32 protein-coding genes and 1 tRNA gene are annotated in these 21,803 nt (G+C 63.6%); 15 read left to right on the top strand and 18 right to left on the bottom strand.

The features are described from left to right. Nucleotides 1–88 precede the first annotated feature (88 nt). From EJ079_RS19600 to EJ079_RS19615, 4 genes are all read left to right on the top strand, one after another. Nucleotides 89–706 carry a C39 family peptidase gene (locus EJ079_RS19600; RefSeq protein ID WP_127809853.1) on the top strand — a complete coding sequence of 206 codons (618 nt, stop codon included), beginning with the start codon at nucleotides 89–91 and terminating at the stop codon, nucleotides 704–706. A 26-nt stretch (nucleotides 707–732) separates the two neighbouring features. After that, nucleotides 733–1,800, top strand: a complete 1,068-nt coding sequence (locus tag EJ079_RS19605; protein ID WP_127809854.1) for a D-alanine--D-alanine ligase family protein — start codon at nucleotides 733–735, stop codon at nucleotides 1,798–1,800. A gap of 225 nt (nucleotides 1,801–2,025) precedes the next feature. Further along, nucleotides 2,026–3,912, top strand: a complete 1,887-nt coding sequence (locus EJ079_RS19610; RefSeq protein WP_245481705.1) for an AI-2E family transporter — start codon at nucleotides 2,026–2,028, stop codon at nucleotides 3,910–3,912. 147 nt (nucleotides 3,913–4,059) lie between these two features. Next, nucleotides 4,060–4,707 carry a glutathione S-transferase family protein gene (locus EJ079_RS19615; RefSeq protein WP_127271145.1) on the top strand — a complete coding sequence of 216 codons (648 nt, stop codon included), beginning with the start codon at nucleotides 4,060–4,062 and terminating at the stop codon, nucleotides 4,705–4,707. A gap of 101 nt (nucleotides 4,708–4,808) precedes the next feature. On the opposite strand, the gene EJ079_RS19620 is transcribed toward EJ079_RS19615, so the two are convergent. The 3 genes from EJ079_RS19620 to EJ079_RS19635 all read right to left on the bottom strand — a co-directional run bounded on the left by EJ079_RS19620 (nucleotide 4,809) and on the right by EJ079_RS19635 (nucleotide 7,432). Continuing rightward, nucleotides 4,809–5,810: an aldo/keto reductase gene (locus EJ079_RS19620; RefSeq protein WP_127809856.1), complete on the bottom strand. Its 1,002-nt coding sequence runs from the start codon at nucleotides 5,808–5,810 to the stop codon at nucleotides 4,809–4,811. 124 nt (nucleotides 5,811–5,934) lie between these two features. Continuing rightward, the gene (locus tag EJ079_RS19625; RefSeq protein WP_127382563.1) at nucleotides 5,935–6,129 is read right to left on the bottom strand and encodes a hypothetical protein; all 195 of its coding nucleotides are present in this window, start codon (nucleotides 6,127–6,129) and stop codon (nucleotides 5,935–5,937) included. 418 nt (nucleotides 6,130–6,547) lie between these two features. Continuing rightward, on the bottom strand, nucleotides 6,548–7,432 hold the full coding sequence (locus EJ079_RS19635; protein ID WP_127809857.1) for a LysR family transcriptional regulator: 885 nt from the start codon (nucleotides 7,430–7,432) through the stop codon (nucleotides 6,548–6,550). Between the two features lie 103 nt (nucleotides 7,433–7,535). On the opposite strand from EJ079_RS19635, the gene EJ079_RS19640 reads away from it, so the two are divergent. Further along, nucleotides 7,536–8,405: an NmrA/HSCARG family protein gene (locus EJ079_RS19640; protein ID WP_127809858.1), complete on the top strand. Its 870-nt coding sequence runs from the start codon at nucleotides 7,536–7,538 to the stop codon at nucleotides 8,403–8,405. A 103-nt stretch (nucleotides 8,406–8,508) separates the two neighbouring features. On the opposite strand, the gene EJ079_RS19645 is transcribed toward EJ079_RS19640, so the two are convergent. Next, entirely contained in the window at nucleotides 8,509–8,826 is a 318-nt protein-coding gene (locus EJ079_RS19645) for a hypothetical protein (RefSeq protein ID WP_127269194.1), read from the bottom strand. Nucleotides 8,827–9,107: 281 nt separating this feature from the next. Between EJ079_RS19645 and EJ079_RS19650 the strand changes: the two genes are divergently transcribed. Beyond that, nucleotides 9,108–9,350, top strand: a complete 243-nt coding sequence (locus EJ079_RS19650) for a hypothetical protein (protein ID WP_127269195.1) — start codon at nucleotides 9,108–9,110, stop codon at nucleotides 9,348–9,350. A 96-nt stretch (nucleotides 9,351–9,446) separates the two neighbouring features. On the opposite strand, the gene EJ079_RS19655 is transcribed toward EJ079_RS19650, so the two are convergent. The 5 genes from EJ079_RS19655 to EJ079_RS19675 form a co-directional block, all read right to left on the bottom strand. Further along, entirely contained in the window at nucleotides 9,447–9,653 is a 207-nt protein-coding gene (locus tag EJ079_RS19655; RefSeq protein WP_127809859.1) for a hypothetical protein, read from the bottom strand. Between the two features lie 197 nt (nucleotides 9,654–9,850). Further along, a complete protein-coding gene (locus tag EJ079_RS19660) occupies nucleotides 9,851–10,036 on the bottom strand; it encodes a hypothetical protein (protein WP_127331685.1) in 186 nt (61 codons plus the stop codon). Nucleotides 10,037–10,354: 318 nt separating this feature from the next. Then, nucleotides 10,355–10,428: transfer RNA gene (locus EJ079_RS19665), tRNA-Gln, on the bottom strand. 84 nt (nucleotides 10,429–10,512) lie between these two features. Then, the gene (locus EJ079_RS19670; protein ID WP_127809860.1) at nucleotides 10,513–10,806 is read right to left on the bottom strand and encodes a hypothetical protein; all 294 of its coding nucleotides are present in this window, start codon (nucleotides 10,804–10,806) and stop codon (nucleotides 10,513–10,515) included. Nucleotides 10,807–11,187: 381 nt separating this feature from the next. Next, a complete protein-coding gene (locus EJ079_RS19675) occupies nucleotides 11,188–11,670 on the bottom strand; it encodes a pyridoxamine 5'-phosphate oxidase family protein (protein WP_127269199.1) in 483 nt (160 codons plus the stop codon). 186 nt (nucleotides 11,671–11,856) lie between these two features. Here EJ079_RS19675 and EJ079_RS19680 point away from each other — a divergent pair, with 186 nt between their 5' ends. Together EJ079_RS19680 and EJ079_RS19685 are read left to right on the top strand one after the other, a co-directional pair. After that, nucleotides 11,857–12,912: a PAS domain S-box protein gene (locus EJ079_RS19680; protein WP_127809861.1), complete on the top strand. Its 1,056-nt coding sequence runs from the start codon at nucleotides 11,857–11,859 to the stop codon at nucleotides 12,910–12,912. Between the two features lie 141 nt (nucleotides 12,913–13,053). After that, entirely contained in the window at nucleotides 13,054–13,602 is a 549-nt protein-coding gene (locus EJ079_RS19685; protein ID WP_127809862.1) for an MgtC/SapB family protein, read from the top strand. Here EJ079_RS19685 and EJ079_RS19690 read toward each other — a convergent pair. Further along, entirely contained in the window at nucleotides 13,582–14,520 is a 939-nt protein-coding gene (locus tag EJ079_RS19690) for an alpha/beta hydrolase (protein WP_174800316.1), read from the bottom strand. The two genes, EJ079_RS19685 and EJ079_RS19690, sit on opposite strands and share 21 nt — an antisense overlap. Nucleotides 14,521–14,665: 145 nt before the next feature. Between EJ079_RS19690 and EJ079_RS19695 the strand changes: the two genes are divergently transcribed. Both EJ079_RS19695 and EJ079_RS34225 read left to right on the top strand, forming a co-directional pair. Next, the gene (locus EJ079_RS19695) at nucleotides 14,666–14,974 is read left to right on the top strand and encodes a hypothetical protein (RefSeq protein ID WP_127809863.1); all 309 of its coding nucleotides are present in this window, start codon (nucleotides 14,666–14,668) and stop codon (nucleotides 14,972–14,974) included. Nucleotides 14,975–15,064: 90 nt separating this feature from the next. Further along, nucleotides 15,065–15,199, top strand: a complete 135-nt coding sequence (locus EJ079_RS34225) for a hypothetical protein (RefSeq protein WP_281035303.1) — start codon at nucleotides 15,065–15,067, stop codon at nucleotides 15,197–15,199. 86 nt (nucleotides 15,200–15,285) lie between these two features. On the opposite strand, the gene EJ079_RS19700 is transcribed toward EJ079_RS34225, so the two are convergent. The 5 genes from EJ079_RS19700 to EJ079_RS19720 all read right to left on the bottom strand — a co-directional run bounded on the left by EJ079_RS19700 (nucleotide 15,286) and on the right by EJ079_RS19720 (nucleotide 17,343). Continuing rightward, nucleotides 15,286–15,531: a DUF982 domain-containing protein gene (locus tag EJ079_RS19700; RefSeq protein WP_127331690.1), complete on the bottom strand. Its 246-nt coding sequence runs from the start codon at nucleotides 15,529–15,531 to the stop codon at nucleotides 15,286–15,288. Between the two features lie 14 nt (nucleotides 15,532–15,545). Then, nucleotides 15,546–15,782, bottom strand: a complete 237-nt coding sequence (locus EJ079_RS19705; RefSeq protein ID WP_127809864.1) for a DUF982 domain-containing protein — start codon at nucleotides 15,780–15,782, stop codon at nucleotides 15,546–15,548. A gap of 94 nt (nucleotides 15,783–15,876) precedes the next feature. Next, nucleotides 15,877–16,320: a GFA family protein gene (locus EJ079_RS19710; protein WP_127809865.1), complete on the bottom strand. Its 444-nt coding sequence runs from the start codon at nucleotides 16,318–16,320 to the stop codon at nucleotides 15,877–15,879. Nucleotides 16,321–16,491: 171 nt separating this feature from the next. Beyond that, nucleotides 16,492–16,671, bottom strand: coding sequence for a DUF3606 domain-containing protein (locus EJ079_RS19715; RefSeq protein ID WP_023813816.1), 180 nt, complete (start codon nucleotides 16,669–16,671; stop codon nucleotides 16,492–16,494). Nucleotides 16,672–17,151: 480 nt separating this feature from the next. Continuing rightward, entirely contained in the window at nucleotides 17,152–17,343 is a 192-nt protein-coding gene (locus tag EJ079_RS19720) for a hypothetical protein (protein ID WP_127809866.1), read from the bottom strand. A gap of 187 nt (nucleotides 17,344–17,530) precedes the next feature. Between EJ079_RS19720 and EJ079_RS19725 the strand changes: the two genes are divergently transcribed. Continuing rightward, on the top strand, nucleotides 17,531–17,959 hold the full coding sequence (locus EJ079_RS19725) for a DoxX family protein (protein ID WP_127809867.1): 429 nt from the start codon (nucleotides 17,531–17,533) through the stop codon (nucleotides 17,957–17,959). Between the two features lie 41 nt (nucleotides 17,960–18,000). Here the strand turns inward: EJ079_RS19725 and EJ079_RS19730 are convergent, their stop codons facing one another. After that, nucleotides 18,001–18,306: a hypothetical protein gene (locus EJ079_RS19730; protein ID WP_023813813.1), complete on the bottom strand. Its 306-nt coding sequence runs from the start codon at nucleotides 18,304–18,306 to the stop codon at nucleotides 18,001–18,003. Between the two features lie 73 nt (nucleotides 18,307–18,379). Further along, a complete protein-coding gene (locus EJ079_RS19735) occupies nucleotides 18,380–18,649 on the bottom strand; it encodes a hypothetical protein (protein WP_127809868.1) in 270 nt (89 codons plus the stop codon). 495 nt (nucleotides 18,650–19,144) lie between these two features. Between EJ079_RS19735 and EJ079_RS19745 the strand changes: the two genes are divergently transcribed. Then, nucleotides 19,145–19,342, top strand: a complete 198-nt coding sequence (locus EJ079_RS19745; RefSeq protein ID WP_127398146.1) for a hypothetical protein — start codon at nucleotides 19,145–19,147, stop codon at nucleotides 19,340–19,342. Nucleotides 19,343–19,453: 111 nt separating this feature from the next. Here EJ079_RS19745 and EJ079_RS19750 read toward each other — a convergent pair whose 3' ends face one another. Beyond that, nucleotides 19,454–20,269: a methyltransferase domain-containing protein gene (locus EJ079_RS19750; RefSeq protein WP_127809869.1), complete on the bottom strand. Its 816-nt coding sequence runs from the start codon at nucleotides 20,267–20,269 to the stop codon at nucleotides 19,454–19,456. Nucleotides 20,270–20,346: 77 nt separating this feature from the next. Between EJ079_RS19750 and EJ079_RS19755 the strand changes: the two genes are divergently transcribed. From EJ079_RS19755 to EJ079_RS19765, 3 genes are read left to right on the top strand one after another with little or no spacing between them, the layout of a single operon-like run. Continuing rightward, nucleotides 20,347–20,763, top strand: coding sequence for a hypothetical protein (locus EJ079_RS19755; protein ID WP_127809870.1), 417 nt, complete (start codon nucleotides 20,347–20,349; stop codon nucleotides 20,761–20,763). Continuing rightward, complete coding sequence (locus EJ079_RS19760; RefSeq protein ID WP_245481706.1) at nucleotides 20,756–21,181, top strand: hypothetical protein; 426 nt, start codon at nucleotides 20,756–20,758, stop codon at nucleotides 21,179–21,181. The genes EJ079_RS19755 and EJ079_RS19760 overlap by 8 nt, the downstream gene beginning before the upstream one ends. Beyond that, the gene (locus EJ079_RS19765; RefSeq protein ID WP_245481707.1) at nucleotides 21,102–21,797 is read left to right on the top strand and encodes a terminase family protein; all 696 of its coding nucleotides are present in this window, start codon (nucleotides 21,102–21,104) and stop codon (nucleotides 21,795–21,797) included. Before EJ079_RS19760 ends, EJ079_RS19765 begins: the two co-directional genes overlap by 80 nt. Nucleotides 21,798–21,803 lie beyond the last annotated feature (6 nt).

The following is a 21,803-nucleotide window of genomic DNA, read 5'->3' on the forward strand; positions in this document are numbered from 1 at the left end:
CTCGCCACACCTAAACGGGCCTAAGCGGCTTTTCATCCATCTCGTATCCTCGTATACGAGATGGAGCCAGCCGCCCGAGGAAGTCCGCATGAGCCCATTGCCTGAAACCGTGCCGTTTTTCAGCCAGTGGGAGACGCCCGACCTGACGCTGGACGTGCTCGCCGACGGCGCGGATGTTGCGCTCAGGCGCGATCCGCTGTGGCGGCGATCCGGGGCGGAGACCCTCGATGAGTATGCGGCCTGGGCGGCCAACATCTGCGGCATGGCGTGCCTGAAGATGATCCTCGCCAGCCGCGGCGAGATCGTGCCGACGATCGAGCTTGCCAGGCGCTGCACCTTATATGGCGGCTATGTCGTCAACGGGGGATCGATCAAGGGGCTGATCTACGCGCCCTTCGTCAGCTTCGTGAAAGAGGTTTTTGGACTCCGGGCCGAGGTGGTGACCAATGTCGCGACGGCCGAGATTCCGGCGATCATGCAGCGGACGCGCTTCTTCATCGCGTCGGTCAGCAGTTCGATCCGCTGGCCCGAGCGCGAGCCGCCCTCGAAGGGCGGTCACCTGGTGCTGGTCACCGCGGCGTCCGACGAGGGTTTCCGCTTCCACAACCCGTCAGGCCATGACCCCGCCACACAGGCAGACGCAGTGTTGGCGCCGGCCGATTTCGACCGCTTCTTCGCCAATCGCGGCATTGCCGTCGCCATTTGATTTTTTTTGACAGTCGAGGGATTTCGATGACCGGTAAGACAAGAGTGGCCATCCTCTATGGCGGGCGTTCGGCCGAGCATGACGTGTCGCGCCTTTCGGCCGCCAATGTGCTGAAGGCGATCGACCGGACGCGCTACGACATCGTGCCGATCGCCATTACCAAAAGCGGCAGATGGCTGCTGCAACAACTTGATGACGCGGCAGGGGCGCCGGCATCCGAAGATGGTGCCGAGGTCGCGCTGCTGCCCGGCGGCAAGGGCCGGCTGGTCGCCGTCTCGCGGGATGGTACGCAGCCTGACCTGCCCCCCATCGACGTCGTGTTCCCGGTGCTGCACGGGCCGTTCGGCGAGGACGGCTCGGTGCAGGGCTATGCCGAGGTCGCCGATGTAGCCTATGTCGGCTGCGGCATCCTCGCGTCGGCCGCGGCCATGGACAAGGATGTCGCCAAGCGGCTGATGCGCGAGGCGGGATTGGCGGTTGCCCGCTCCGTCACCGTGCATCGAAACGGCAAGCATTCCTTCCAGGAGATTGCCGGGGCGCTCGGCCTGCCGTTCTTCGCCAAGCCGGCGCGCCAGGGCTCGTCCTTCGGGGTCAGCAAGGTGAATGACAGGGATGGCTTCGAGCAGGCCATCGACACGGCTTTCCGCTACGACGGCAAAGTGTTGATCGAGGAGTTCGTCGAGGGCCGCGAGATCGAGTTCTCGGTGCTGGAGCGCGCCGACGGGTCGCTGACGGTGTCGCTGCCCGGCGAGATCATTCCGGCCGGCAAGCACGGCTTCTACACCTATGAGGCAAAATATCTCGATGCCGACGGCGCGCTGGTCAAGGTGCCCGCCGATGTCCCGACCGATGTGGCCGAGAAGGCCAGGGATATGGCGCGGCAGGCGTTCCAGGCGCTTGGCTGCGAAGCCATGGCGCGCGTCGATTTCTTCCTGCGCGCCGATGGCAGCCTGCTCGTCAACGAGGTCAACACCATTCCCGGCTTCACCGACATCTCGATGTATGCCAAGGCGCTGGCGGCGTCAGGCATCGGCTACAGCCAGACCATCGACGTGCTGATCGAGCATGCGCTGGCCAGGCATGCGGCGCGCTGATCCGATCGGTCGAGAGCGGCCGACGCGGGCCGGATCATTGCCCGTTGAGCGAGGCGTATTTCATCGTTGGCTAAAGTTGCACGTCCGCTCTATATGCCCGATCATGGCATTTGGCAGGGGAGGCATCACGTGGCCAATCGTCGAAACGGCACGGCGTCTCCGGCTGATGGGCTAGGGGACGCCCTTTCAGCGGCCGCGCCCCATCCGCGAACCTCTTTGCCCAATATGGCGGCCATCGTCACGACGGTGGCCGCACTGTATTTCGGGCGCGAGGTTTTCCTGCCGATCGCGATCGCGCTGCTGCTGACCTTCGCACTGGCGCCGCTTGTCTCAGCTCTTAAAAAGATAGGCATTCCCCGGATTGCCGCCGTCATTGCCAGCGTGCTCGGCGCTTTCGCGGCCCTTGGCCTGTTCTCCTTCATCGTCGCTACGCAGGTCAGCGAACTGGCGCAGAACATCCCAGTCTACCAGACCAACATCCTGACCAAGATCCGCTCGCTCAAGGAAACCGGGGTCGGGGGCGGGATCCTTGCCAGACTGAGCAAGGTGGTCGAGCGGGTCGGCCAGGAGATCGACCGGCAGGACCCCTCGCTGCCGGCTGCCACCCCGGAAAAGCCGCCGCGCGAGCCGGTGCCGGTCGAGATCGTCGCGCGCGAAAGGCCGCTCCAGGTCCTGCAGAACATCGTCGGTCCGCTGATCAGCCCGCTTGGGTCGGCCGGACTGATCATCGTCGTCGTCATCTTCATGCTGCTCGAGCGGGAGGATCTGCGCGACCGCTTCATCCGGCTTGTCGGCTACGGCGACCTCCACCGCACCACCGAGGCGCTTCAGGATGCCGCCAAGCGGGTGGGCCGCTATCTCTTGATGCAATTGGTCGTCAACATCGTCTACGCCGTACCGATCGCGATCGGGCTCTGGGCCCTCGGTATTCCCAATGCGCTGCTGTGGGGGCTGCTGGCGCTGGCGCTGCGTTTCGTTCCCTATATCGGCCCGATCATAGGCATGCTTTTGCCGCTGTTCCTGGCGCTGGCCGTTGCGCCGGGCTGGTCGCTCGTGCTGTGGACCGCCGGCCTGTTCGTGGTGATGGAGCTGATCACCGGCAATATCATCGAACCCTGGCTCTACGGTTCGCGGACAGGACTGTCGCCGCTGGCGATCATCGTCGCGGCGATTTTCTGGACGTGGCTCTGGGGGCCGCTCGGGCTGATCCTGTCGACACCGCTCACCGTCTGCCTGGTGGTGCTGGGCAGACACGTGCCGCAGTTTGAATTCCTCGACGTGCTGTTCGGCAACGAGCCCGTGCTCGAACCCCATGCGCGCCTGTACCAGCGGCTGCTGGCCGGCGATCCGGAAGAAGCCACCGACCATGCCGAGGAGATGCTGGAGGAGAAATATCTGGTCGAATTCTACGACAAGGTTGCCATTCCGGCGCTTTTGCTGGGCGAACAAGACCGTGTGCGCGGCGTCATGGGCGATTTGCAAAGGCGGCAGGTGGCGGCCAGTGCCCTGATGCTGGTCGCCAATCTCGACGACAGCGCGCAGGAGGAGGCAGGCGAGGAGGAGTCGCACGTGGCCGCAGAGGCGAGCGACGATGGCGATCCAAGCGGGGAGGACGAGACCGAACTGCCCGATGGCACGGATATCTCCGTGCTTTGCGCCGGCGGGCGTGGCGAGCTCGACGACGCCGCCGCCGCTATGCTGGCGCAGGTGCTGGAGGTGCAGGGCGCGACGGTATCGAAAGCCGGCTTTGCCGATATGGAGCCCGCCAGCATTCGCCGCCTTGAGCTCGAAACCGTCGACACCGTCGTGGTCGGATTCCTGAACCGGGATTCCGTCAAGCACGCCCGCTTCCTGGTTCGCCGGCTGAAGCGCGCCAAGGCCGCACTTCGGGTGGGAATCGTGTTCTGGTCGGAGGCCGCTGCTGAGGACAAGGAGACGGCCGACAAACTGGCCCGTGACTTGAACGCGGATTTCGTGGCGCATGGCATGGTCGACGCCGTGCTGGGCGCGCTCTCAAACGAGCCGCCGGTCGCTCTCAAGCTCGTCGCCAAACGGCGCATGCGGCGACAGCGGGCCGCGTCCAAGAAGGTCACGGCGGCAGCGGCGGATTAGGCCCTGCCTTTGCCTTCTTCGGCAATGTCGGGGTCGACAAGCCAGGCACGAACTGCGGAAAATAGTTCACACCGATGTCGATTTCCGGGAGGCCCATTCGTCTTCACGATAGGGAGCCGAAGAATTCGCCCAATCAGGAACGATGCGATGACAATCACCATCACGGCATTTGAGCGATCGCCCGATCGCGGCAAGGGACTGGCGCGCGATACGCGCGTTCGCTGGGCGCTCGAAGAGGTAGGGCTGCCTTATGAGGTTCGGTTTGTTTCCTTCGCGCAGATGAAGGCGCCGGACCATCTGGCCCTCCATCCCTTCGGCCAGATCCCCACCTACGAGGAGGGTTCTCTCTCACTGTTCGAGACCGGCTCGATCATCCTTCACCTTGCCGAGCAGCACGCGGGCCTGCTGCCCGGCGATCGCGATGCCCGCGCGCGTGCGATCACGTGGATGTTTGCCGCACTTAACACAGTCGAGCCGCCGATCCTCGAATTAACGACGGCAAAGATATTCGAAGCTGACAAGCCCTGGAGCGAGGAGCGTTTGCCATTGGTGAAGGATCGTGTTCGCGCCTGTCTCGACAGGCTCTCGGCTCGTCTGGACGCCGCCGAGTGGCTCGACGATGCATTCAGCGCGGGCGATCTGTTGATGGTATCGGTGCTGCTGCGACTAAGAATGTCGGGCATTTTGGACGAATATCAAAACCTTGCTGCATATGTAGCGCGCGGTGAAGCTCGGCCTGCTTACATCAGGGCTTTCGCTGCGCAATTTGCGATCAACGCTCCACCGGCCAGCTGAAACATTGGCTGATAAAGCCGAGCCGACGGCAGATTTGACATCAGCAGCAGCCGAAGAGTTGAGCGAGGGCATTGCCCCTCAGAGCGAGACGGGCGGTGCCCCTACCGGTCGACCATCGCCATGCCCCGCTCGGTGTAGCGCGGGCCGGAGATTTTTCCCGGCGCGAGCGCTTCGTCGAGCGCGGCCATCTCGGCGGCATCGAGTTTGATGGCGGCGGCGGCGACGTTCTCTTCCAGGTATTTTCTGCGCTTGGTGCCGGGGATCGGCACGATGTCGATGCCAAAGCCGTCGCCCTTCGCCAGCAGCCAGGCCAACGCGACCTGGCCGGGCTTGACACCGCGCGCAGCAGCGATGTCGCTCACCTTGGCGGCCGCCTCGACATTGGCGTCGTAGTTTTCGCCCTGGTAGCGCGGGTCGTTGCGGCGATAATCGCCGTCGGGATAGTCTTCCGCGCGCTTGACCTGGCCGGTGAGAAAACCTCGGCCGAGCGGCGAGAACGGCACCAGGCCGATGCCGAGTTCGCCAAGCAGCGGGATGATCTCCGGCTCCAGATTGCGCTCCCACAGCGAATACTCGCTCTGCACCGCCGACACCGGATACACGGCATGCGCCCGGCGGATGTTGGCCGCGCCGGCCTCCGACAGGCCGAAGAAGCGCACCTTGCCTTGCGCGACGAGTTCGCCGACGGCGCCCACGACATCCTCCATCGGCACCGCCGGGTCGACGCGGTGCTGGTAGAGCAGGTCGATACGGTCGGTTCCGAGGCGGCCGAGCGAGGCTTCCACGACCTCACGAATATGCTCGGGCCGGCTGTCGGTTCCAGCCTGCTTGCCGTTTTCGATGCGGAAGCCGAATTTGGTGGCGATCGTCACCTGGCCGCGCTTGCCCTTTAACGCCCGACCGAGCAAGGCTTCGTTGGCGTAGGGACCATAGACCTCCGCGGTGTCGAGGAAGGTGCAGCCGAGTTCGATGGCACGGTGCAGCGTGGCGATGGATTCGGCCTCGTCGGCCGGGCCGTAGGACTGGCTCATGCCCATGCAGCCGAGGCCGATGGCCGAGACCTGCAGCCCCTGGCTGCCGAGCTTGCGTGTTTTCAGGGTCATGGCAGGCGTTCTCCGGGAAGCAGGAATTATAGCAGCCGATCGCTCAATTCCCACAGGGTGTTCGGCCGCATGCCGATGGCTTGAAGACGACGCGGCCGCCCCATGGCTGCTCCATGCGGCGGCGCTATTCTTCCACGGCCAGGATCACTCCGGCAATCGCGGCGCCGACAAAAGCGCCCACGGATGCGCCGACAAGGGGATCGGCCATGATATGGTTGCCGACCACTTCGCCGACACCGCCTCCAGCCAATGTGCCGGCAATTATACCGATGAAAAGGCGGAGAAGTGGATCTGTAGTCAGGCGATTCAGCATCATCATGGCCTTTGCAGCTCGCTCACATGTTGGAGGCGACATCGCGGGTGGACGGAGGCTTGGGCCTATGAGCGGCACGCTGATTTGACGCCTGCGGCGCAACGCTGGGCGTGGCTTTGGCATTCCCAGCGGTGTTGGACGCTTGCGCCTTGCGGCGCCTGAGCCAGTTGGATGACGGTTCGGCAAGGAGACTGCGCAGAGCCTTCACCACGTCCTCCTGAGTGCGGCGAGGCCAAAACCTCCATGCACCCAGTTTGTTCCACACCGAAAACAATCGTTCGCGAAACGGCGCCTGCCGGTGCGATCGGCCTGTTTGCCGGGTTCTGTCGACGAGTGGATCGGAGGTTGCGGCATGTTCTGCCAAGCAGGCTGGCAGGTGACGTGACGCTGCCAGGGTCCCAGTGCGCTGAAAGCGGGTTCGGCATCACCTGCCGATATAGGCGGCCAGTTCGTCCGGCGTCCCGTTCGGGAAGGCCTGTTTCAGAAAGTCCAGGAAAGCCGACACGCGCGGGCTGAGCAGCCGCCGAGACGGGTAGAGCGTCCAAAGAGCGATCTCCGGGCCGTCAATGTCTCCCCAATTCACCAGTGTGCCGTCAGCCAAATCGTGGGCCACCAACGAAATGGGAAGACGTGCTGCCCCGACCCCCGCTCGCACCGCATCGCGCACCATAATGAGCGTTCCCAAAGCGAGGACCGGCTCGATTTTTATCGTCGACCGGCCAGCCTCTGTCTTCACGTGCCATGTTTGCCGTTCGCCTGTCCCGCGCGCAACGCCAGGGGCCGGACCACCGGTGCGAGGAAGGTGAGGGCTCGCCACGACGACCAGCCGGTCGCGGAGAAACGCCCGTCCGACCAGGCTTTCATCGGGATCCGGGTTGACCCGGATCACCAGGTCGTAGCCTTCCTCGATCATGTCCACAGCCCGGTCCTCCGTCGTGACCTCCAGCCTCACCTCCGGAAATTTGAGGGTAAATCCCGCAGCGATCCTCCCCATCGCGGTCTGAGAAAAAAGCAGGGGCGCGCTGATACGCAATCTGCCCTTGGGTTTGCGACCGCCCGAGGCGATCTCCGCAGCCGTCTCGTCCAGTTCGGCAAGCAATACTCCCGTCCGCTCGAAGAGCGCCCGTCCTTCTTCGGTCAGCTTCAGGTTGCGCGCGCCCCGTTCAAACAGGCGCAGGTCAAGGCTGCTCTCCAAGTCTCCAACCCGCCGCGACAAGGTTGCCTTGGGCCGGCCGGTGGCCCTTGCCGCTTTGCCGAAACCGCCATGGCGGGCAACGAGGTTGAAATCGGTGAGGGCCAGAAGATCCATGAGTGTTCCACCAGTGAGACGGCGCGTCTAAAATTTCGGCCTGTTTGACTGTTTGTGAGCCACACATATTGGGCCTGTCAAGCAACCCAACAGGAGAAATTCCATGACCATTCTCGTTACCGGCGCCACAGGCAATGTTGGCCGCCAAGTCGTCGAACACCTCGTCAAGCGCGGCGCCGACGTCCGTGCTCTCGTCCGCGATCCGTCGAAAGCCAGCTTTCCGGCAGGCGTATCGGTCGCGCAAGGCGACTTTCTCGATGTCGATTCACTGCGCAAAGCCATGTCCGGTGTTTCCACCCTGTTCCTCTTGAACGCCGTGGTGCCGGACGAATTCACCCAGGCTTTGGTCGCGCTGAACGTCGCCCGATCGGCGGGCATCGAGCGGATCGTCTATCTCTCGGTGATCCATGCGGACGTCTATGTGAACGTGCCGCATTTCGCCGGCAAATTCGGCGTCGAGCGAATGATCGAGCAGATGGGCTTCCAGGCCACGATCCTGCGCCCGGCCTATTTCATCCAGAACGACCTGATGATCGAAGACGTCATCACCGGCTACGGCACCTACACAATGCCGGTCGGCGCCAAGGGGCTCGCCATGGTCGACGTGCGTGATATCGCCGAGATCGCCGCTCTCGAGCTGCTGCGCCGCGAACGGTCCGCGGAGCCGCTTGCGCTCGAGCGGATCAACCTCGTCGGTCCGCAGACACTGACCGGGACGGATATCGCCGCTATCTGGTCCGACGTGCTTGCCCGCCCGATCAGCTACGGCGGCGACAACACCGAAGATTTCGAGCAGAATCTCAAGCAGTTCCTGCCTGCCTGGATGGCGTACGACATGCGCTTGATGGGCGAACGGTTCCTGACCGACGGCATGCTGCCCGAGGCCGGCGACGTCGAGCGCCTGACCACGCTTCTGGGCCGCCCGCTGCGTCCCTATCGCGACTTCGCCTCACAAATCGCCGGCTCCGCCTGAGGAACTGCTCTGGTCATCACCAAGGTACGGAAACAGCAGGGCGGCCTTTTGAGGAGGCCGCTCTGGCTGGCACGGGACAAATGCGCGTTCAGCCTGAACCGCCCTACTGCAGGGTGGCCTCACCAGGTCTGTCGAGTTGGGCGTTGACGCGCTCACCATCGTCGCCACCGAGGCCATCCACGAACAGACCAGCTACGCCGTCGAAATTGGTGAGCCCGTCGAATTCAATTGCCGCGCCAATCAGCTGGGCTGCCTGGAAGACAAGGTATTCGACGTCCTCGAGGGCGACGTTTTCGGCCAGATTCCTGACCCTTACATGCTCCGCCACCGCCGTGATGCTGACGATGCCGGTCTTCCTGAAGGCGACCTGGACTGCTGAACGGACGTCATCGCGCAGTCGCGCCGAGTAATCATACCGCATCGAAACCTCCCAAAGGGAATGGTTTTCTGTTCAGGTTGCACAATGCGGCAGGGGCTTGGGCTTGGCAAGTCACTAATTAAATTATACCCAAACAAATCAAATAGTTAGCATAGTTGTGCAACTGTGTGTGTTACGCCGAATACGCATCACGCTCTTCATGAGCATGACAAGCGGTTCACCCATCGCGAGGTCTTGACGCGCTAGGAGCGGTTTCCTAACTATGAGTTGAGTAAGTTGAATACTCATTCTACGTATTCATGGTGCGGAGCGAGGGAAGCGCGATGACTGAACTGGAACGCCCGGAACGGTTGCAGATCATGCTGACGTCAGACGAACTGGCGGCGCTGGAAAACTGGCGCTTTGACAAGCGCATGCCGAGCCGTTCGGCCGCCGTGAGGGAATTGCTGCGGCGCGGTCTTGCCTCGGATGGCTTCCTGACGGCGGAGCAAGGGACGAAGTCGCAAGACTTCGGCATCTTGCCAACCGCCGGCGGCAACGGCATTTCCGACGGCGGCAAGGAGTAGGGCGGTTCACCACGCGTGAGCCGCCCTGGCCCCGCAGGCCGGTCGGCAGTTGCCGCGACGCGGCGCCGGCTGGCGTACCGGGACGAGACTCTCGGTTCAGAGGATGTTGGTCGTCACTTCCACGACGATCGCGGCACCTTCCAGGCTGCCATTGGTGACGTGCACGACGCGCGATACCCGCAGATCCTGCGTGGTTCCGTCGATCGACAGCGCGACACTTTCGCCGATCCGTGGAACCGCCTGAAAAATGGCGTCCGTGGCCTCCGGCCGGTTGTCGATCGATATGCGGCAGTTGACGGTCATGAGATGTCTCCTGTGTCGGCCCGGTGGTCAACGCGGTGTCCGCGAAATGGTTTCAGGAGGCCGGATGCAACTTAATGGCGCCCGGATTCGTAAAGCAGTAATTGCTCCATCGTTCATCGTAACGGAGCAACAGCTCGCTGGGGAGGGCGTTGGGGCTGCCCCGGCGAGCTTGATCCGATTTGCCCAGGGGCGTGGCGTCACCGAGGCATGGAGACGAGTTTCGGAGCCCGCAATTCGCCGGCCATCCTTGCCGCCTGGAAGATTGTCATCAAAACCAGGATGGGCTCACCCTCGGTCGGGTTGATGGTCAGGACGACGCGGCCGAGCTCGTCGCTCATGCCGCAAGACCAATCCTTGACGGCTATCACTTTTCTCGCGGCCATATGCCTTCTCCTGAACCGGAGGTCCCCTGCGGGCTACGCGGTCTGGAGTTGGTCGACAGAACCTTCGCCTGACATTGCAACCAGCCGAAATGCGGCAAATGCGGTCAATATTATGAAAACCGCCGTGACGTTCAGGGACATCGTCGATGCAAGGACGCCCCCGTCAAAGCAACTCAGTTCCATGGCGCTGCACCTCTTGAAGCCACTGACGGTCCGGATGATGATCCTGCTTGGGGCGAAATACAAGCGTTCGCTAATACGCTGATGCCGGCTGGCCAGCCCTGCGCGCAGCTTTTGAGCAGCCGAACGCTTGGTTGCTGGTTCCCGCTCAAGGGCTCGAACCTCGATTCACGCCTTCAAAGGGCGCTGTCCTACCATTAGACGAAGCGGGAAAATGCACGTTGCGCCCCACCCCTAGCCGGTTCGCGCGCCGGGATCAACGCACTGCGGCGGCAAAGCCGATTGGAAGCGCGGTGTCAGTCCGGAAAGTTGGTGACGGGTTCCTCGCAGCGGTAGACCGGGCAGCTGCCGTCACGGGTCGGGACATAGGCCGACATCGGCACCTCCGGCCAGTCGCATTCATTGCCGAACTGCCTGACATAGCGGTCATAGGTGTTGGGGCCGGTGGTCAGCACCACGGCATGGCGGCTTTGGAGCAGTTGCCGGAGTTGGTCGCAACTCATCGTGCGGGTGTCGGGCCTGGCTTCGGCGAGGCCGGCCGCCGCCAGCAGGATCGCTGCCGTCATCAAGGCAATTCGGCGCATTGGCATGGCTGTTCCCTCGAATGGATATATCGGCCGAAACTCGCATCCCGGCGGGTGGTTCCGCTACCGCCGGCTGGCCGTCTGTGGCGGCGCAACCAAATGGTCCGTCGTGCATTGCTGGGGATGGATGGCAGGAAGCCCTACGAAACCCCGCAATGGCGGCCCGGAAACGGGGATCGCGAGGCCATGTGCTGTTCTTTCTGCGGCGGGCGCGACCACAGCTATGAGGACTGTCCGCAAAGGGATACTGACGCCGATCCAGTGCCGAATGCCCCTGACCCTCCCAAGCCAGACTGATCCGCGCCGGTATGCCGCCAGCAATATGTCAAATGCGACCCGCCGGCATTCGTACATCTGACTGATGTCGTGATTTTCAACGCCGTCCGGCTACATCCTGACCTTACCGGTGTCACCGATTTCCGGGCGGCTGTCGCTGACCGTTGCGGCCAGCATCTTCACATAGCTGACCACGGTGCCGGGGCTGTCCCAATACTGGGCGTCTTTCGGCGTCACCTTAAGCACGCGGATCGAAGGATCATCGGCACTGTCCCACCAGGCCTTGGCCGGGGTCGACCACAACTCCCTGATCTTGGCGCGGTCGTTCGAAACCGCCGCCAGACCGCTGACGGAAACATATTTCTGGCCGCCTGAATCGGCGAAGGCGAGACCGACATTGGGCTCGGCTTCGATCTCGTCATCCTTGTGACTGTCGACATCGGTGAGGAAGTAGACGGCGTTTTCGTCGCGCACCACATGCGCCGCCATCGGTCGCGAGCGGATGTCATCGCCTTCGCGAGTGGCGAGCATACAGAAGCCGATCCTGTCCATCAGTTTCCAGACCCGGTCGAGATCGCTGTTGCCGTCGCTCATTGTGTGCCTCCTTATTGAGCCGTCCACGGGGGGTGTCGGGTGCAACTCGCGCAGGCGCGCAAGGTTCCGGACATGAACTGCCCGGACTGTTCCTGGGAGGAATGTTGGAGGCGATTGCAACCAAAATGCACCGCGGCGCATTGGTGGCCATGCGCGCAATCCGCGCAGAGGGAGAAGGGGTCGACCGTGATAGATTTGGCGGGCCGTGATGCCTTGATCGCCATCACCGCCGATGCGCGGTTGGCAGCGATTGTCGATTCGTCCTTCGACGCCATCGTCAGCAAGGATCTGAACAGCATCATCACCAGTTGGAACGCGGCGGCGCAACGCATGTTCGGCTACACCGCCGAAGAGGCCGTCGGCCGCTCCGTGCTCATGCTCATCCCCGATCATCTCAAGGATGAAGAGACCGACATCATCAGCCGGGTTCGCAGGGGCGAGCTGCTGGCCAGCTACGAGACGATCCGCCGGCGCAAGGATGGCGGCCTCATCGCCGTGTCGCTGACCATTTCGCCGATCAGGAACGTGTCCGGCGAGATCATCGGCGCCTCGAAGATCGCCCGCGACATCACCGCCAGCAAGGAGAGCGAGCGCCGGATCAGGCTTTTGCTCCGCGAGGTGAACCATCGCGTCAAGAACCAGTTCGCGGTGATCCTCTCGATGATCAGGGAGACCAGCAAACGCTCGACCGATCCGCGTGAATTCGAGGAGTTGATCCGCTCCCGCATCATGGCGCTGTCGCGGTCGCACGATCTGCTGGTGAACTCGGAATGGGCCGGCGCCAGCCTCTTCGACCTCGCCCAGGAGCAGCTCAAGCCGTTCGGCCACGAGGCGCGGGTATCGCTCTCCGGGCCGCTTTTGACCCTGCAGCCGAACGCCGTGCAGAATCTCGGCATGGCATTTCATGAACTCGGCACCAACTCATCAAAATATGGCGCGCTGGCGAGCGAGGCCGGGCGGCTCGAGATCACCTGGCGGATCGTCGAAGGCGTTTCGGACAAGCGGGAAATTCATCTGGTCTGGGACGAGACGATGCCGGTGCGCGAGGGAGAGCGGCGGGACGAAAGCACGCGCAAGGGTTTCGGCACCGTCGTCCTGCAACGGGTCGCGCCGCAATCGCTGAACGGCTTGGCGGTGCTGGATCGCAGCCCGGGCCATCTCAAATGGTCCCTGACGGCGCCCCTGGACTCGATCATCGTTCCGCAGCTCGGCGCCGACCTGCCCGAAACCGAGCCTTCCTGAGCCCTTGAGGGTTGGTTCCATCAACCTCCCTTTGGCAGATGCGTATTCAAAAGCGGCCGCATCCTTGCCGCACCTGGCCGTGGATTCAGGAACCGCGACCCGGTGGCCGCGTTGTGGCGTCAAGCTTTTGGAGGGGACATCATGGAACAACTCGTCGAGGAATTCGGCCATTCCACCTACACCTCGTTTCCGGTCATCGCGGCGCGGCTGTTGCTGGCCACCCTCTATGGCGCGGTCATCGGTTTCGAACGCGAATGGCGCAACCGCCCGGCCGGACTTCGCACGCATATTCTCGTCTGCGTCGCCGCCGCCACCTTCGGCATCCTGACGGTCGAGATCGTGCACGCGCCGATGTTCGCCGGGGAATCGGTCAAGGTCGATCCGATCCGGGTGGTCGAGGCGGTGACCGCCGGCGTCGCTTTCCTCGCCGCCGGCTCGATCATGTTTTCGCGCGGCGAGGTGCATGGGCTGACGACCGGCGCCGGCATGTGGCTGGCGGGCGCGATCGGCGTCGCCTGCGGACTGGGTCTTTGGCAAGTGGCCGGGTTCGGCACGCTGATCGTGCTGGTCGTTGCCGGCTTTCTGCGCCGGTTCGAAAGCGGACCCGGCCTTGCCGCCGGTGATGAAGGCAGTCAGGCAAAGGCGGAAAAGGAGGGGGCCTCGGCCCGATCAAAGGGAGGGCGAAGGTAATCCCGTTCGCCGAGAGATGCCGTGACTGGTTTCACCGAAGAAGCCGGCCAGCAGATCGGCCGTCCGCGCCGGATTCTCCTCGGGAAAGAAGTGTCCACCTGGCATCGCCTGGCCACGCACATCGTCGGCCCAGCCCTGCCACAGCGCCAGCGGCCCGCCTTCGCCGGCATACCATTGCGCCAACGCGCCCTGACCGCTCCATAGCGCCAGCAGCGGGCAGCGGATGCGCCGGCCGGCTGCCTTGTCGGCATGATCGTGCTCGCGGTCGAGCGTGGCTGCCGCCCGATATTCCTCGCAGATGGCATGGGCGTGGGCAGGCGCGCGCAAGGCCTCGACATAGGCCCGACGCACTTCGGCTGGAAACGCCGATGGCGGCGAGCCCCAGCCGTTGAGCGCATTGTCGACGACCGCCTCGGCGGCGCCGGACAGGATCTTTTCCGGCAACGGCTCGGGCTGCGCCAGCAGCGACCATGGCCAATAACCCAGCGCCAGCCTGGCGTCGGCCCGGTCCCAGGCATCGGCGGTCGGCACGATGTCGAGAACGGCGAGCTTGTCGATGCTGCCCCGATGATCGAGCGCCATGCGGTAGGCGACACGCCCGCCGCGATCATGGCCGGCGACCATGAATCTGCTGAAACCCAGCTTCTCCATCAGCCTCATCATATCGGCGGCCATGGTGCGCTTGGCATAGGGGGCGTGGTCGGGAGTGGATGCCGGACAGGAACTGCGGCCATAGCCGCGTAGGTCGGCGCAGACGACGCTGAACCGGCTGGCCAGAGCGGGGGCGATGTCGCGCCACATCAGATACGTCTGCGGAAAGCCGTGCAGCAGCAGCAGCGGCGGCCCGCCGCCGGCGCGCAGGCAGAATATGCCGGCATCGCCGGTGTCGATTTCCGCGCCTTGAAAACCTTCGAACATGATCGCCTCCGGCACCCGCAACGGCCGGCAAACGGGTTTGGTTGCAATACCGCAGGGCGAGGCGGCCAACCTTTTTCATCGACAGGCGTTGTCCCTTTGAAAGGAAGGTCGCCGCGGGCGACCGTGAAGAAAGAAGGAGGCAGTGATGAGAATTCTTGCCATCATGCCACTAGGCCTCATGCTGGCGCTGGCAATGCCGGCCGCGGCCCAGCAGCAGAACGACAGCCAGGCGCCGCAGGCCGACAAATGCAGGGCTCAGACCGAGCAAGGGGCAAAACAGCAGCCTGAACAGCAGGCCGATGACGGCAATTTGACCGCGAAGCTCAACGACTGCGGCGGCGTGCTGAAACCGCCCCCGACGGGCGACCAGGGCATGGCGGCGCCGGCGCCGAACGAAGGCAAGACGCCGGTGATCAAGCCGGGTGAAGTGCCGCCCCAGCCGCCGAAGCAATAACCTCCGCTCGCTGGTATTATCGCGCAAGCTAATGGAACCTCGTTATCTTGGGGGCGTTTCTCTCACGACTTGGAATTCGGAGAGATTATCGTGAGAGATATTGCGACCACAGCCACGTTGCTTGCCTCGATTGCCATCGTGATTGCCTTGATTCTGCTGGCGCCGAAGAGTTTTGGCTTCGAAACCTCACACCCGATCGTACAGGGCGAGCTTCCGGCGGAATAATCGGATCGAGTATTGCGGGTGATCCGGACGATTTGCGTGAAGCAGGCGAGGCACGATGTCCCGCCTGCTTCTTTTCATTGAAACCGCTATCGCACCAAGACGCCGGAGTGGCTGCAGAGCGCTGCGAACGCTTCCTGTGCCTCGGCAGCACCTGCATTGTTATCCAGGGCTGCTTCGACCTTCTCGCGCGCCGCCTGGTAGAACGGGCCGCGTTTGGCCTGCGGCCAGTCGATCAGGATTTCGCTGGCATCCTTGAGCGTTGCGACATCGCGGATCGTGTCCGACCCATGCGGCTTGATCCGCATCGGTGTGGGCAAAATGAGCTCGGACATGTCCTGTTTTCCATCTACTGGAGGAGTTTTGCTTCGCGCGCGGCGTCGATCATCGCCCGCATCGCTTTTTCCGCCGGCGTCCAGCCATCCAGCGCATCGCGGCAACTGCGCAACGCCGCCCGGTAGCGCCGTCCCTGGCCAGCCGGCCAGTCGGCGAGGCATTCCAGCCCTTCCCAGGCGCTGCGGATGATGCGCTCGCGCTCAGGCGCGAATTTCAGCCTGATGGGGCGGGGAAACATCTTGTCGTTCAACGGTCGTCTCCATGATTGCCGCAAGTGTCGCTGGCGACATGCGTGAGAGCGCTCGGTAACGTCGCCGGCAGGACAGGGTTCCCTTGCCAAGAGATCAAATCTCAGCGTCGATGTCCGACAGCGATCTCGGCGTCGGCGCTTCGGCGTTGTGCTGCGCTGGGCGGTCATGCTCGAACTGTTCGGTGCCGGGCAGAGCGTGCAGCCAGGTCTCGCGCCTGGAGGTCCACAATTCATATTCGGGCACGAGATCGGTCGGCGCGATGTCGAGGCTGCCGATCGCCACCTCGGCCTCGTTGTCGTCGACCCAGGCGACGCGGCCGCCGCATGTCGGGCAAAAGCTCCGCGTGCCATAGGAGCTGACGAGGCCGGTGGTCTCGAAGGCTTCGCGCGGCCAGATGGCAAAGGCCGAGTAGACCGAACCGCCGGCCTTGCGGCAGTCCTTGCAATGGCACAGGCCGACGCGCAGCGGCGCGCCGTGAACCTCGAACTGCACGCCGCCGCACAGGCAACTCCCGGTCCTGCGTATGGTGTCGGACATGGCGACCTCCCTCAATACGTGGCGCTGCGGGCCGGGTGGGACAGATGCTCGTCTGCCGTTTCGTTGGCCAGGATGAGAAACCGGGAAAAAGACATCCTGTTCACCGTACCACCAGGCCCGGTTGACACGGCCCGCAGCATCTTCAACGCCGCCCAGGCGAAATGGTTTCGGCTAGCCGCGGGCCGCCATATGGGCGTCGAGCTTCTTGCGCGAGGGGCCGTAGCGCTTGATGATGGTCTGTGCCTCGCTTGGCGGGATGCCGTATTTGCGGGCAAAGGCGGCAACCTCGTAGGGCTCTTCACTCGAGACCTGCTTGCGGTCCTGTTTCGTCTTCGACTTGTCGTCAGCCATCTCAGGCCTCGCTTTCTGTTGTCGGGGACGCGCAGCCTTCGGCGCCCGCGATCAACACGACATAACACAGATTGGCGCCGCCGGTTCCACCAGACGACACGGCCTGGGCTGCGATAGGCGTGTATCAGGCCGAGGCCCGCATGGGGTCGGCGGCGGCAGCGTGGTCGCCGTCACATTCGGAGCATGCCGCGCTGAGGCCGGGGCAGCCGCGCCGGTGCGTGCCGGCGGGGCAGCAATGGCCGTTGGAACTCGCCCAGCGCGGGCATTCGAAGACCTGGCCAGCGCCGCCGCAGCCGCTGCACTCCAGCGGCGCCGACCGCACGCCATGAGATATCGCCCCAAACCTGACGCTTGTACGCAAATTTCAGCCCACCCAAAATCCCTGCACCGCCGGTGCATTAGCCCCGACTAACGATAGCACTTCCGTGATTACCAACAAGTTTCAATCGCGGCGGCGCCGGAAAGCCGTTCGGGCCGTCGTCAGGCCGGCTTCAGCCGCATCGCGGCGAGATACATGAGCGCCGAGGCGGCCTGCCCGCGGTTCCAGCCGGCGGCCTCGACCTTGCGGAGCAGGGCGTCGAGATGCGGAGCCAGCATATCCCTGCATTCCTGTTCGTAGGCCGTGCTCGTCGCCGCATGCCGCGGTGCGCCGATGGTCAATGCCTTGGCCATGTCCGATTCCCCCTTGGAGCGAGCAATAATATGCCGTCAGCCGGCAAACCGAAAAGCGCTCTTGCTGTACGGTGTGACGCTTCGAAAGCCCTCTGCGATCCTGTCGAGAAAAATTGGCCTGATGTGTCGGACCTGGCGCCGGTCGCGCGTCCTAGGAGCGATCAACCTGCAAAGCTGGAGAACGAGCATGTCGTCGCAAATCACTCAATCACCGTGGCAGACCGCGGCCCTTGTCGTCGCCCGGCTGATCTTCGCCGGCGTCTTCCTGATGGCCGTGACCTTCAAGTTCATGGGCATGGACGCCACCGCCGGCTATATCGCCGCCGCCGGCTTTCCATTTCCGCTGTTCCTGGCCTGGTGCGCGGCGATCCTGGAAGTCGCGCTGGTGCTGTGCTTCCTGACCGGCGCGTTCTTCTCGCAGGCAGCCGTGGTCGCCGCCGCCTATGTGCTGTTCCTCGGCTTCGCCTTTCACGGACCCAGCCACTGGGCCGACAACCAGGCCGAGTTCGGCTTCTTCGTCGACCATTTTTCGTTCCTGGCCGGACTGCTGTTTGCGGCCGTACATGGACCGGGCAAGGTGCTTTCGCTCAATTCGGGATGGCCGGGCAGGGCTTGAGGCGTGGGCAGCGGGCCGCCGCGGACGCCCGCCGGCCCCGCTCACAGCTGGTCGTTGTAGGGTTCCTTTATCTTGCCGACCATGCGGGCCAGCTTCGAAAAAGACGGCATCTCCGCCTCCGGCTGGCACTGGTTGGCGAGTTCCAGCAGCCGGATCGGAAAGTTGACGGCGTCGCGGCTTGACGCGGACATGCCTTCGGACCGCTCCTGGTTGGTCTCGCCGGCCTCGGTCTTGCGCAAGGCCAGGTCGATCTCCTCCGCCGTCAGCACCCCCTTTTGAACCAGGAGGCGGTTGATCGAGGCGACGGCCATCAGCAGGCCTTCGAGTTGCAGGTTGGCGACATTCATGGCGATTGCTCCCGTGGCTGGGGTTGAAACGCGCGAGCGGCATTTCCGCTCCAGAAAGGCTGCGGGCGAATGCCTATTCCTGCGTCAGCCGTTCGCCATATTCGCGCCACAGCGCCTTGACCTCCAGGTTGCCGAGGCTGCCGATCGAAACATCCCCACAGTTGATGGCGACGGCGCCGATGTCGTATTGGGGGTAGGCGTTGGCGACGAAACGGATGGCTTCGCCCAGCGAACGCACGCGGATGACTGGATCGGCCTGACCCTGGCCGGTGCTGCGCACGCCGGAAACCGTGGCTTGTGCATGCCGCATCCTGAACACGGATGCCATGGCTGGTCTGTCCATCGTCCTCTCCCACAAGGCCGTGCGACGGGAATCATTCCATGAGCTTCGACGAATGATTTCACACCTGCCGGCTTATGACCAGCCGCCGGCAAAAGCAGGGTTTTATGCGCTTTGCCAGCGTCGGTCAGGCCGGAGTTTCGGCCGAAGTAGGAATTTTTTCTCAGAAAACGGTTGACGGGGTGAGTGCAGCTATGCTACATTTTTGCTCATGGTGCTGAGTTGCGCCACCGACCCGCCGCCGAGGCGGGTTTTTTGTTTCTGGGCTAGACAGGTCGGCRGGACAGCGCCCCCCTCTGTCCTGCCGGACATCTCCCCCACGCGGGGGGAGATTGGCAGTTTCAGCGCCCCGCCGGCCTTTGCAACGTTGGTGTTTGGCGAACCCGGCGTGATACCCGATCTTCCCACCCGTGGGGGAGATGTCCGGCAGGACAGAGGGGGGCGCCAAGGAATGCCATCCTTCGCCCGATGACTCATTTCGCAATCCAAGAGACACCCATGCCCCGCTACGCCACGATCATCACCGACGATGACGGCCAGGAAATCGTCAGCGTCATTGGCCAGTTCGAGGGCGCGGCACCGCAGCCACGCCTGGGGCGTGTCGAGCAGGTCGCGCCGGTCGTAAAGATCGGCATGGTGTGGGATGCGGTCGCCGGGTTCGACCGATTTAGGAATTTTTTCTCAGAAAGCGGTTGACGGGGTGAGTGCAGCTATGCTACATTTTTGCCCATGGTGCTGAGTTGCGCCAACGACCCGCCCCTGAGGCGGGTTTTTTGTTTCTGCCCTTCGTTACGATCACGGCTCCGGTCAGGCAAGCTTCGAGATGATGACGGCCAGTGACGCCAATCTGCCTTCGCTCAGGCTGCGGATGTAGTTCTTGCGTCGCTGCACGAATTCGGTGCCGAGCACGATTTCATTGGCCTGCTGTTGCGCAGGCGAAGGAATGATGCCGGAACTGGCCCTTTGCATCGCCAGTTCGACATGTTCGCCGGTCTCGTCGATGATTTCGTCAATATGGAAGCCCGCGTCGGCGAACAGGGTCTTCAGGGTATCCCGGTCAACAAGGTGGCTGGTTTCCGGCGCAACCGCCCAGGGCAAGGGGTAATTCGGCTCGCCGGCTGCCAGCACGGCTTCGGTCCAGATCAGTTTGCCGCCCGGCTTCAGAACGCGAAAAGCCTGCCCGATGACGGCGGCCTTGTCGGCGATGTTCATGCCGACATAGAAGCAGATTGCGGCGTCGAATGTGTTGTCGGCAAAGGGCAGTTTCGCCGCGTCGGCTTCGTGGAAGCGAACCTTGTCGCCAAGGCCGCTGAGCGTGGTCAGTCGGCCGGATGCCTCGACAAAGGCTGGTGTGAGGTCGACGCCGTCGACCTGGCAGCCATAGGTGGCGGCCAGGAAGCGCGCCGGGCCGCCAATGCCGCTGCCGATATCGAGGATCCGGTCAGTGGGCGAGGGGGCAAGACGAGCTCCATGGTCTCGCGTGGCGATGAGCTCGCGGCCGTGAAGCTGGTCGAACGGATAGAGCTGCGCGGCACTGATTTTATCGGATTTCGCATCGGGAATCGCGGCCAATATGCGCTCGACGATGCCGTCGCTGCCGTAATGCGTGGTGACGTTGCTCATGGCTGTCCTCCCTCGAACAGCCAGCTTCCCATCAATGGGTTGTCTCCGCAACGCGCGCTGATTCAGGAGTGTGATTCATGACCCGCTACGCCACCATCATCACCGATGCTGACGGCCAGGAAATCGTCAGCGCCATCGGCGAATTCGAAGGCACCGCACCGCAGCCCCGCCTGGGGCGTATCGAGCAGGTCGCACCCGGCGTAAAGATCGGCATGGTGCGGGATGCGGCCGGCGGCTTTTGTTTTCCGCAGGCCGGCATCGCCGGGCACCTTGTCGGTCTGGTCATGGCGCGTCTCAAGGCGCGGGCCGGCGCGGCAAGGCCCGCCCCGGCGGCGAAGCCTGCCGACGCGGCAAAGCCAAAGCGCGTCCAGGGCGCCAAGAAGCGGACCAGGAAGAAGTCCGCTCGTTCAAAGAAACCGGCCAGCCGGGCCGGATCGATGCCGAAGGCCGGCATTCCCGCTGCCAACGCCGTGGGCGGTGACGTCCATGACTGAAAAGACAGCCGCCAGGCCAACGCGCCGCAAGCCGGCGAGACGCAGGTCCGCTGCCAAACCGGCCGCGACGCAGAAGCCGCGCCGCAAGCGCGCCAAGAAAACACTGGGCGACGATTTCCTGGCCGCCGTGCGGGCCGATTTCCGCACACATGGCGCCGGCGTCATTGCCGAGGTGCGGGCCGACAAGCCGGACCAGTATCTGAAGATCGTGCTGTCGGTGCTGCCCAAGGATTTCGATGCCACGATCAACCAAATGGACGGCCTGAGCGATGACGAAATCCGCATCCGCATCCGCGCCCTCGAGGCCGTCGTCAAGCCGTTCCTCGAAGAGCCCGGCGATGTCCGTGAAGACGGAATATCTGGCGCTGATGGCCGAACTGGACAGACGGCGCCGGACCAATCAACTGGCGGCCTATAGACCGTATCAACGCCAGGCCGAGTTTCACGCAGCGGGCTCCCAGAACCGCGAGCGCCTGTTCATGGCCGGCAACCAGCTCGGCAAGACCAGGGCAGGGGGCGCCGAATGGGCCATGCATCTCACCGGCCGCTATCCCCAGTGGTGGCAAGGCAAGGTGTTTGACTCGGCCGTCAGGCTGTGGGCGGCCGGCGTCACCGGCGAAGGCACGCGCGACAATCCGCAGCGCGTGCTGGTCGGCCCGCCGCAGCAGCAGGCGGCCTGGGGCACCGGCATGATCCCGGCCGACGCCATCGTGCAGACCTTCATGGGCCGCGGCGCACCGGGCGCGCTCGACAGCGTCGTGGTGCGCTGGGGCGGCGGCGGCGACGTGCAGGCCGATGAGTCGGTGCTGTCGTTCAAGAGTTTCGAGAAGGGCCGCGAGAAATGGCAGGGCGAGACTTTACACGGCGTCTGGTTCGACGAGGAACCGCCGCTCGACATCTATTCCGAAGGGCTGACCCGCACCAATGCGACGGGCGGGATTACGATCGTCACGTTCACGCCACTGCTGGGGATGTCGGATGTGGTGCTGTTGTTTCTGTCGGCGGGGGAGGTGGAGAAGATGGGGAAGGGGTGAGCATGT

This window comes from Mesorhizobium sp. M7A.F.Ce.TU.012.03.2.1, from assembly GCF_004006095.1.
Classification (GTDB): domain Bacteria; phylum Pseudomonadota; class Alphaproteobacteria; order Rhizobiales; family Rhizobiaceae; genus Mesorhizobium.

Bases quoted from the DNA above. Each gene is read 5' to 3' on its own strand.
- EJ079_RS19760 (WP_245481706.1), top strand. From the start codon at position 20,756: ATGACTGAAAAGACAGCCGCCAGGCCAACGCGCCGCAAGCCGGCGAGA.
- EJ079_RS19670 (WP_127809860.1), bottom strand. From the start codon at position 10,806: ATGCCAATGCGCCGAATTGCCTTGATGACGGCAGCGATCCTGCTGGCG.
- EJ079_RS19745 (WP_127398146.1), top strand. From the start codon at position 19,145: ATGCCCCGCTACGCCACGATCATCACCGACGATGACGGCCAGGAAATC.
- EJ079_RS19755 (WP_127809870.1), top strand. From the start codon at position 20,347: ATGACCCGCTACGCCACCATCATCACCGATGCTGACGGCCAGGAAATC.
- EJ079_RS19625 (WP_127382563.1), bottom strand. From the start codon at position 6,129: ATGATGATGCTGAATCGCCTGACTACAGATCCACTTCTCCGCCTTTTC.
- EJ079_RS19640 (WP_127809858.1), top strand. From the start codon at position 7,536: ATGACCATTCTCGTTACCGGCGCCACAGGCAATGTTGGCCGCCAAGTC.
- EJ079_RS19620 (WP_127809856.1), bottom strand. From the start codon at position 5,810: ATGACCCTGAAAACACGCAAGCTCGGCAGCCAGGGGCTGCAGGTCTCG.
- EJ079_RS19610 (WP_245481705.1), top strand. From the start codon at position 2,026: ATGGCGGCCATCGTCACGACGGTGGCCGCACTGTATTTCGGGCGCGAG.
- EJ079_RS19605 (WP_127809854.1), top strand. From the start codon at position 733: ATGACCGGTAAGACAAGAGTGGCCATCCTCTATGGCGGGCGTTCGGCC.
- EJ079_RS19675 (WP_127269199.1), bottom strand. From the start codon at position 11,670: ATGAGCGACGGCAACAGCGATCTCGACCGGGTCTGGAAACTGATGGAC.
- EJ079_RS19635 (WP_127809857.1), bottom strand. From the start codon at position 7,432: ATGGATCTTCTGGCCCTCACCGATTTCAACCTCGTTGCCCGCCATGGC.
- EJ079_RS19720 (WP_127809866.1), bottom strand. From the start codon at position 17,343: ATGGCCAAGGCATTGACCATCGGCGCACCGCGGCATGCGGCGACGAGC.
- EJ079_RS19700 (WP_127331690.1), bottom strand. From the start codon at position 15,531: ATGTCCGAGCTCATTTTGCCCACACCGATGCGGATCAAGCCGCATGGG.
- EJ079_RS19690 (WP_174800316.1), bottom strand. From the start codon at position 14,520: ATGTTCGAAGGTTTTCAAGGCGCGGAAATCGACACCGGCGATGCCGGC.
- EJ079_RS19750 (WP_127809869.1), bottom strand. From the start codon at position 20,269: ATGAGCAACGTCACCACGCATTACGGCAGCGACGGCATCGTCGAGCGC.
- EJ079_RS19725 (WP_127809867.1), top strand. From the start codon at position 17,531: ATGTCGTCGCAAATCACTCAATCACCGTGGCAGACCGCGGCCCTTGTC.
- EJ079_RS19650 (WP_127269195.1), top strand. From the start codon at position 9,108: ATGACTGAACTGGAACGCCCGGAACGGTTGCAGATCATGCTGACGTCA.
- EJ079_RS19730 (WP_023813813.1), bottom strand. From the start codon at position 18,306: ATGAATGTCGCCAACCTGCAACTCGAAGGCCTGCTGATGGCCGTCGCC.
- EJ079_RS19710 (WP_127809865.1), bottom strand. From the start codon at position 16,320: ATGTCCGACACCATACGCAGGACCGGGAGTTGCCTGTGCGGCGGCGTG.
- EJ079_RS19715 (WP_023813816.1), bottom strand. From the start codon at position 16,671: ATGGCTGACGACAAGTCGAAGACGAAACAGGACCGCAAGCAGGTCTCG.
- EJ079_RS19685 (WP_127809862.1), top strand. From the start codon at position 13,054: ATGGAACAACTCGTCGAGGAATTCGGCCATTCCACCTACACCTCGTTT.
- EJ079_RS19765 (WP_245481707.1), top strand. From the start codon at position 21,102: ATGTCCGTGAAGACGGAATATCTGGCGCTGATGGCCGAACTGGACAGA.
- EJ079_RS19660 (WP_127331685.1), bottom strand. From the start codon at position 10,036: ATGGCCGCGAGAAAAGTGATAGCCGTCAAGGATTGGTCTTGCGGCATG.
- EJ079_RS19735 (WP_127809868.1), bottom strand. From the start codon at position 18,649: ATGGACAGACCAGCCATGGCATCCGTGTTCAGGATGCGGCATGCACAA.
- EJ079_RS19695 (WP_127809863.1), top strand. From the start codon at position 14,666: ATGAGAATTCTTGCCATCATGCCACTAGGCCTCATGCTGGCGCTGGCA.
- EJ079_RS19655 (WP_127809859.1), bottom strand. From the start codon at position 9,653: ATGACCGTCAACTGCCGCATATCGATCGACAACCGGCCGGAGGCCACG.
- EJ079_RS19645 (WP_127269194.1), bottom strand. From the start codon at position 8,826: ATGCGGTATGATTACTCGGCGCGACTGCGCGATGACGTCCGTTCAGCA.
- EJ079_RS19600 (WP_127809853.1), top strand. From the start codon at position 89: ATGAGCCCATTGCCTGAAACCGTGCCGTTTTTCAGCCAGTGGGAGACG.
- EJ079_RS19615 (WP_127271145.1), top strand. From the start codon at position 4,060: ATGACAATCACCATCACGGCATTTGAGCGATCGCCCGATCGCGGCAAG.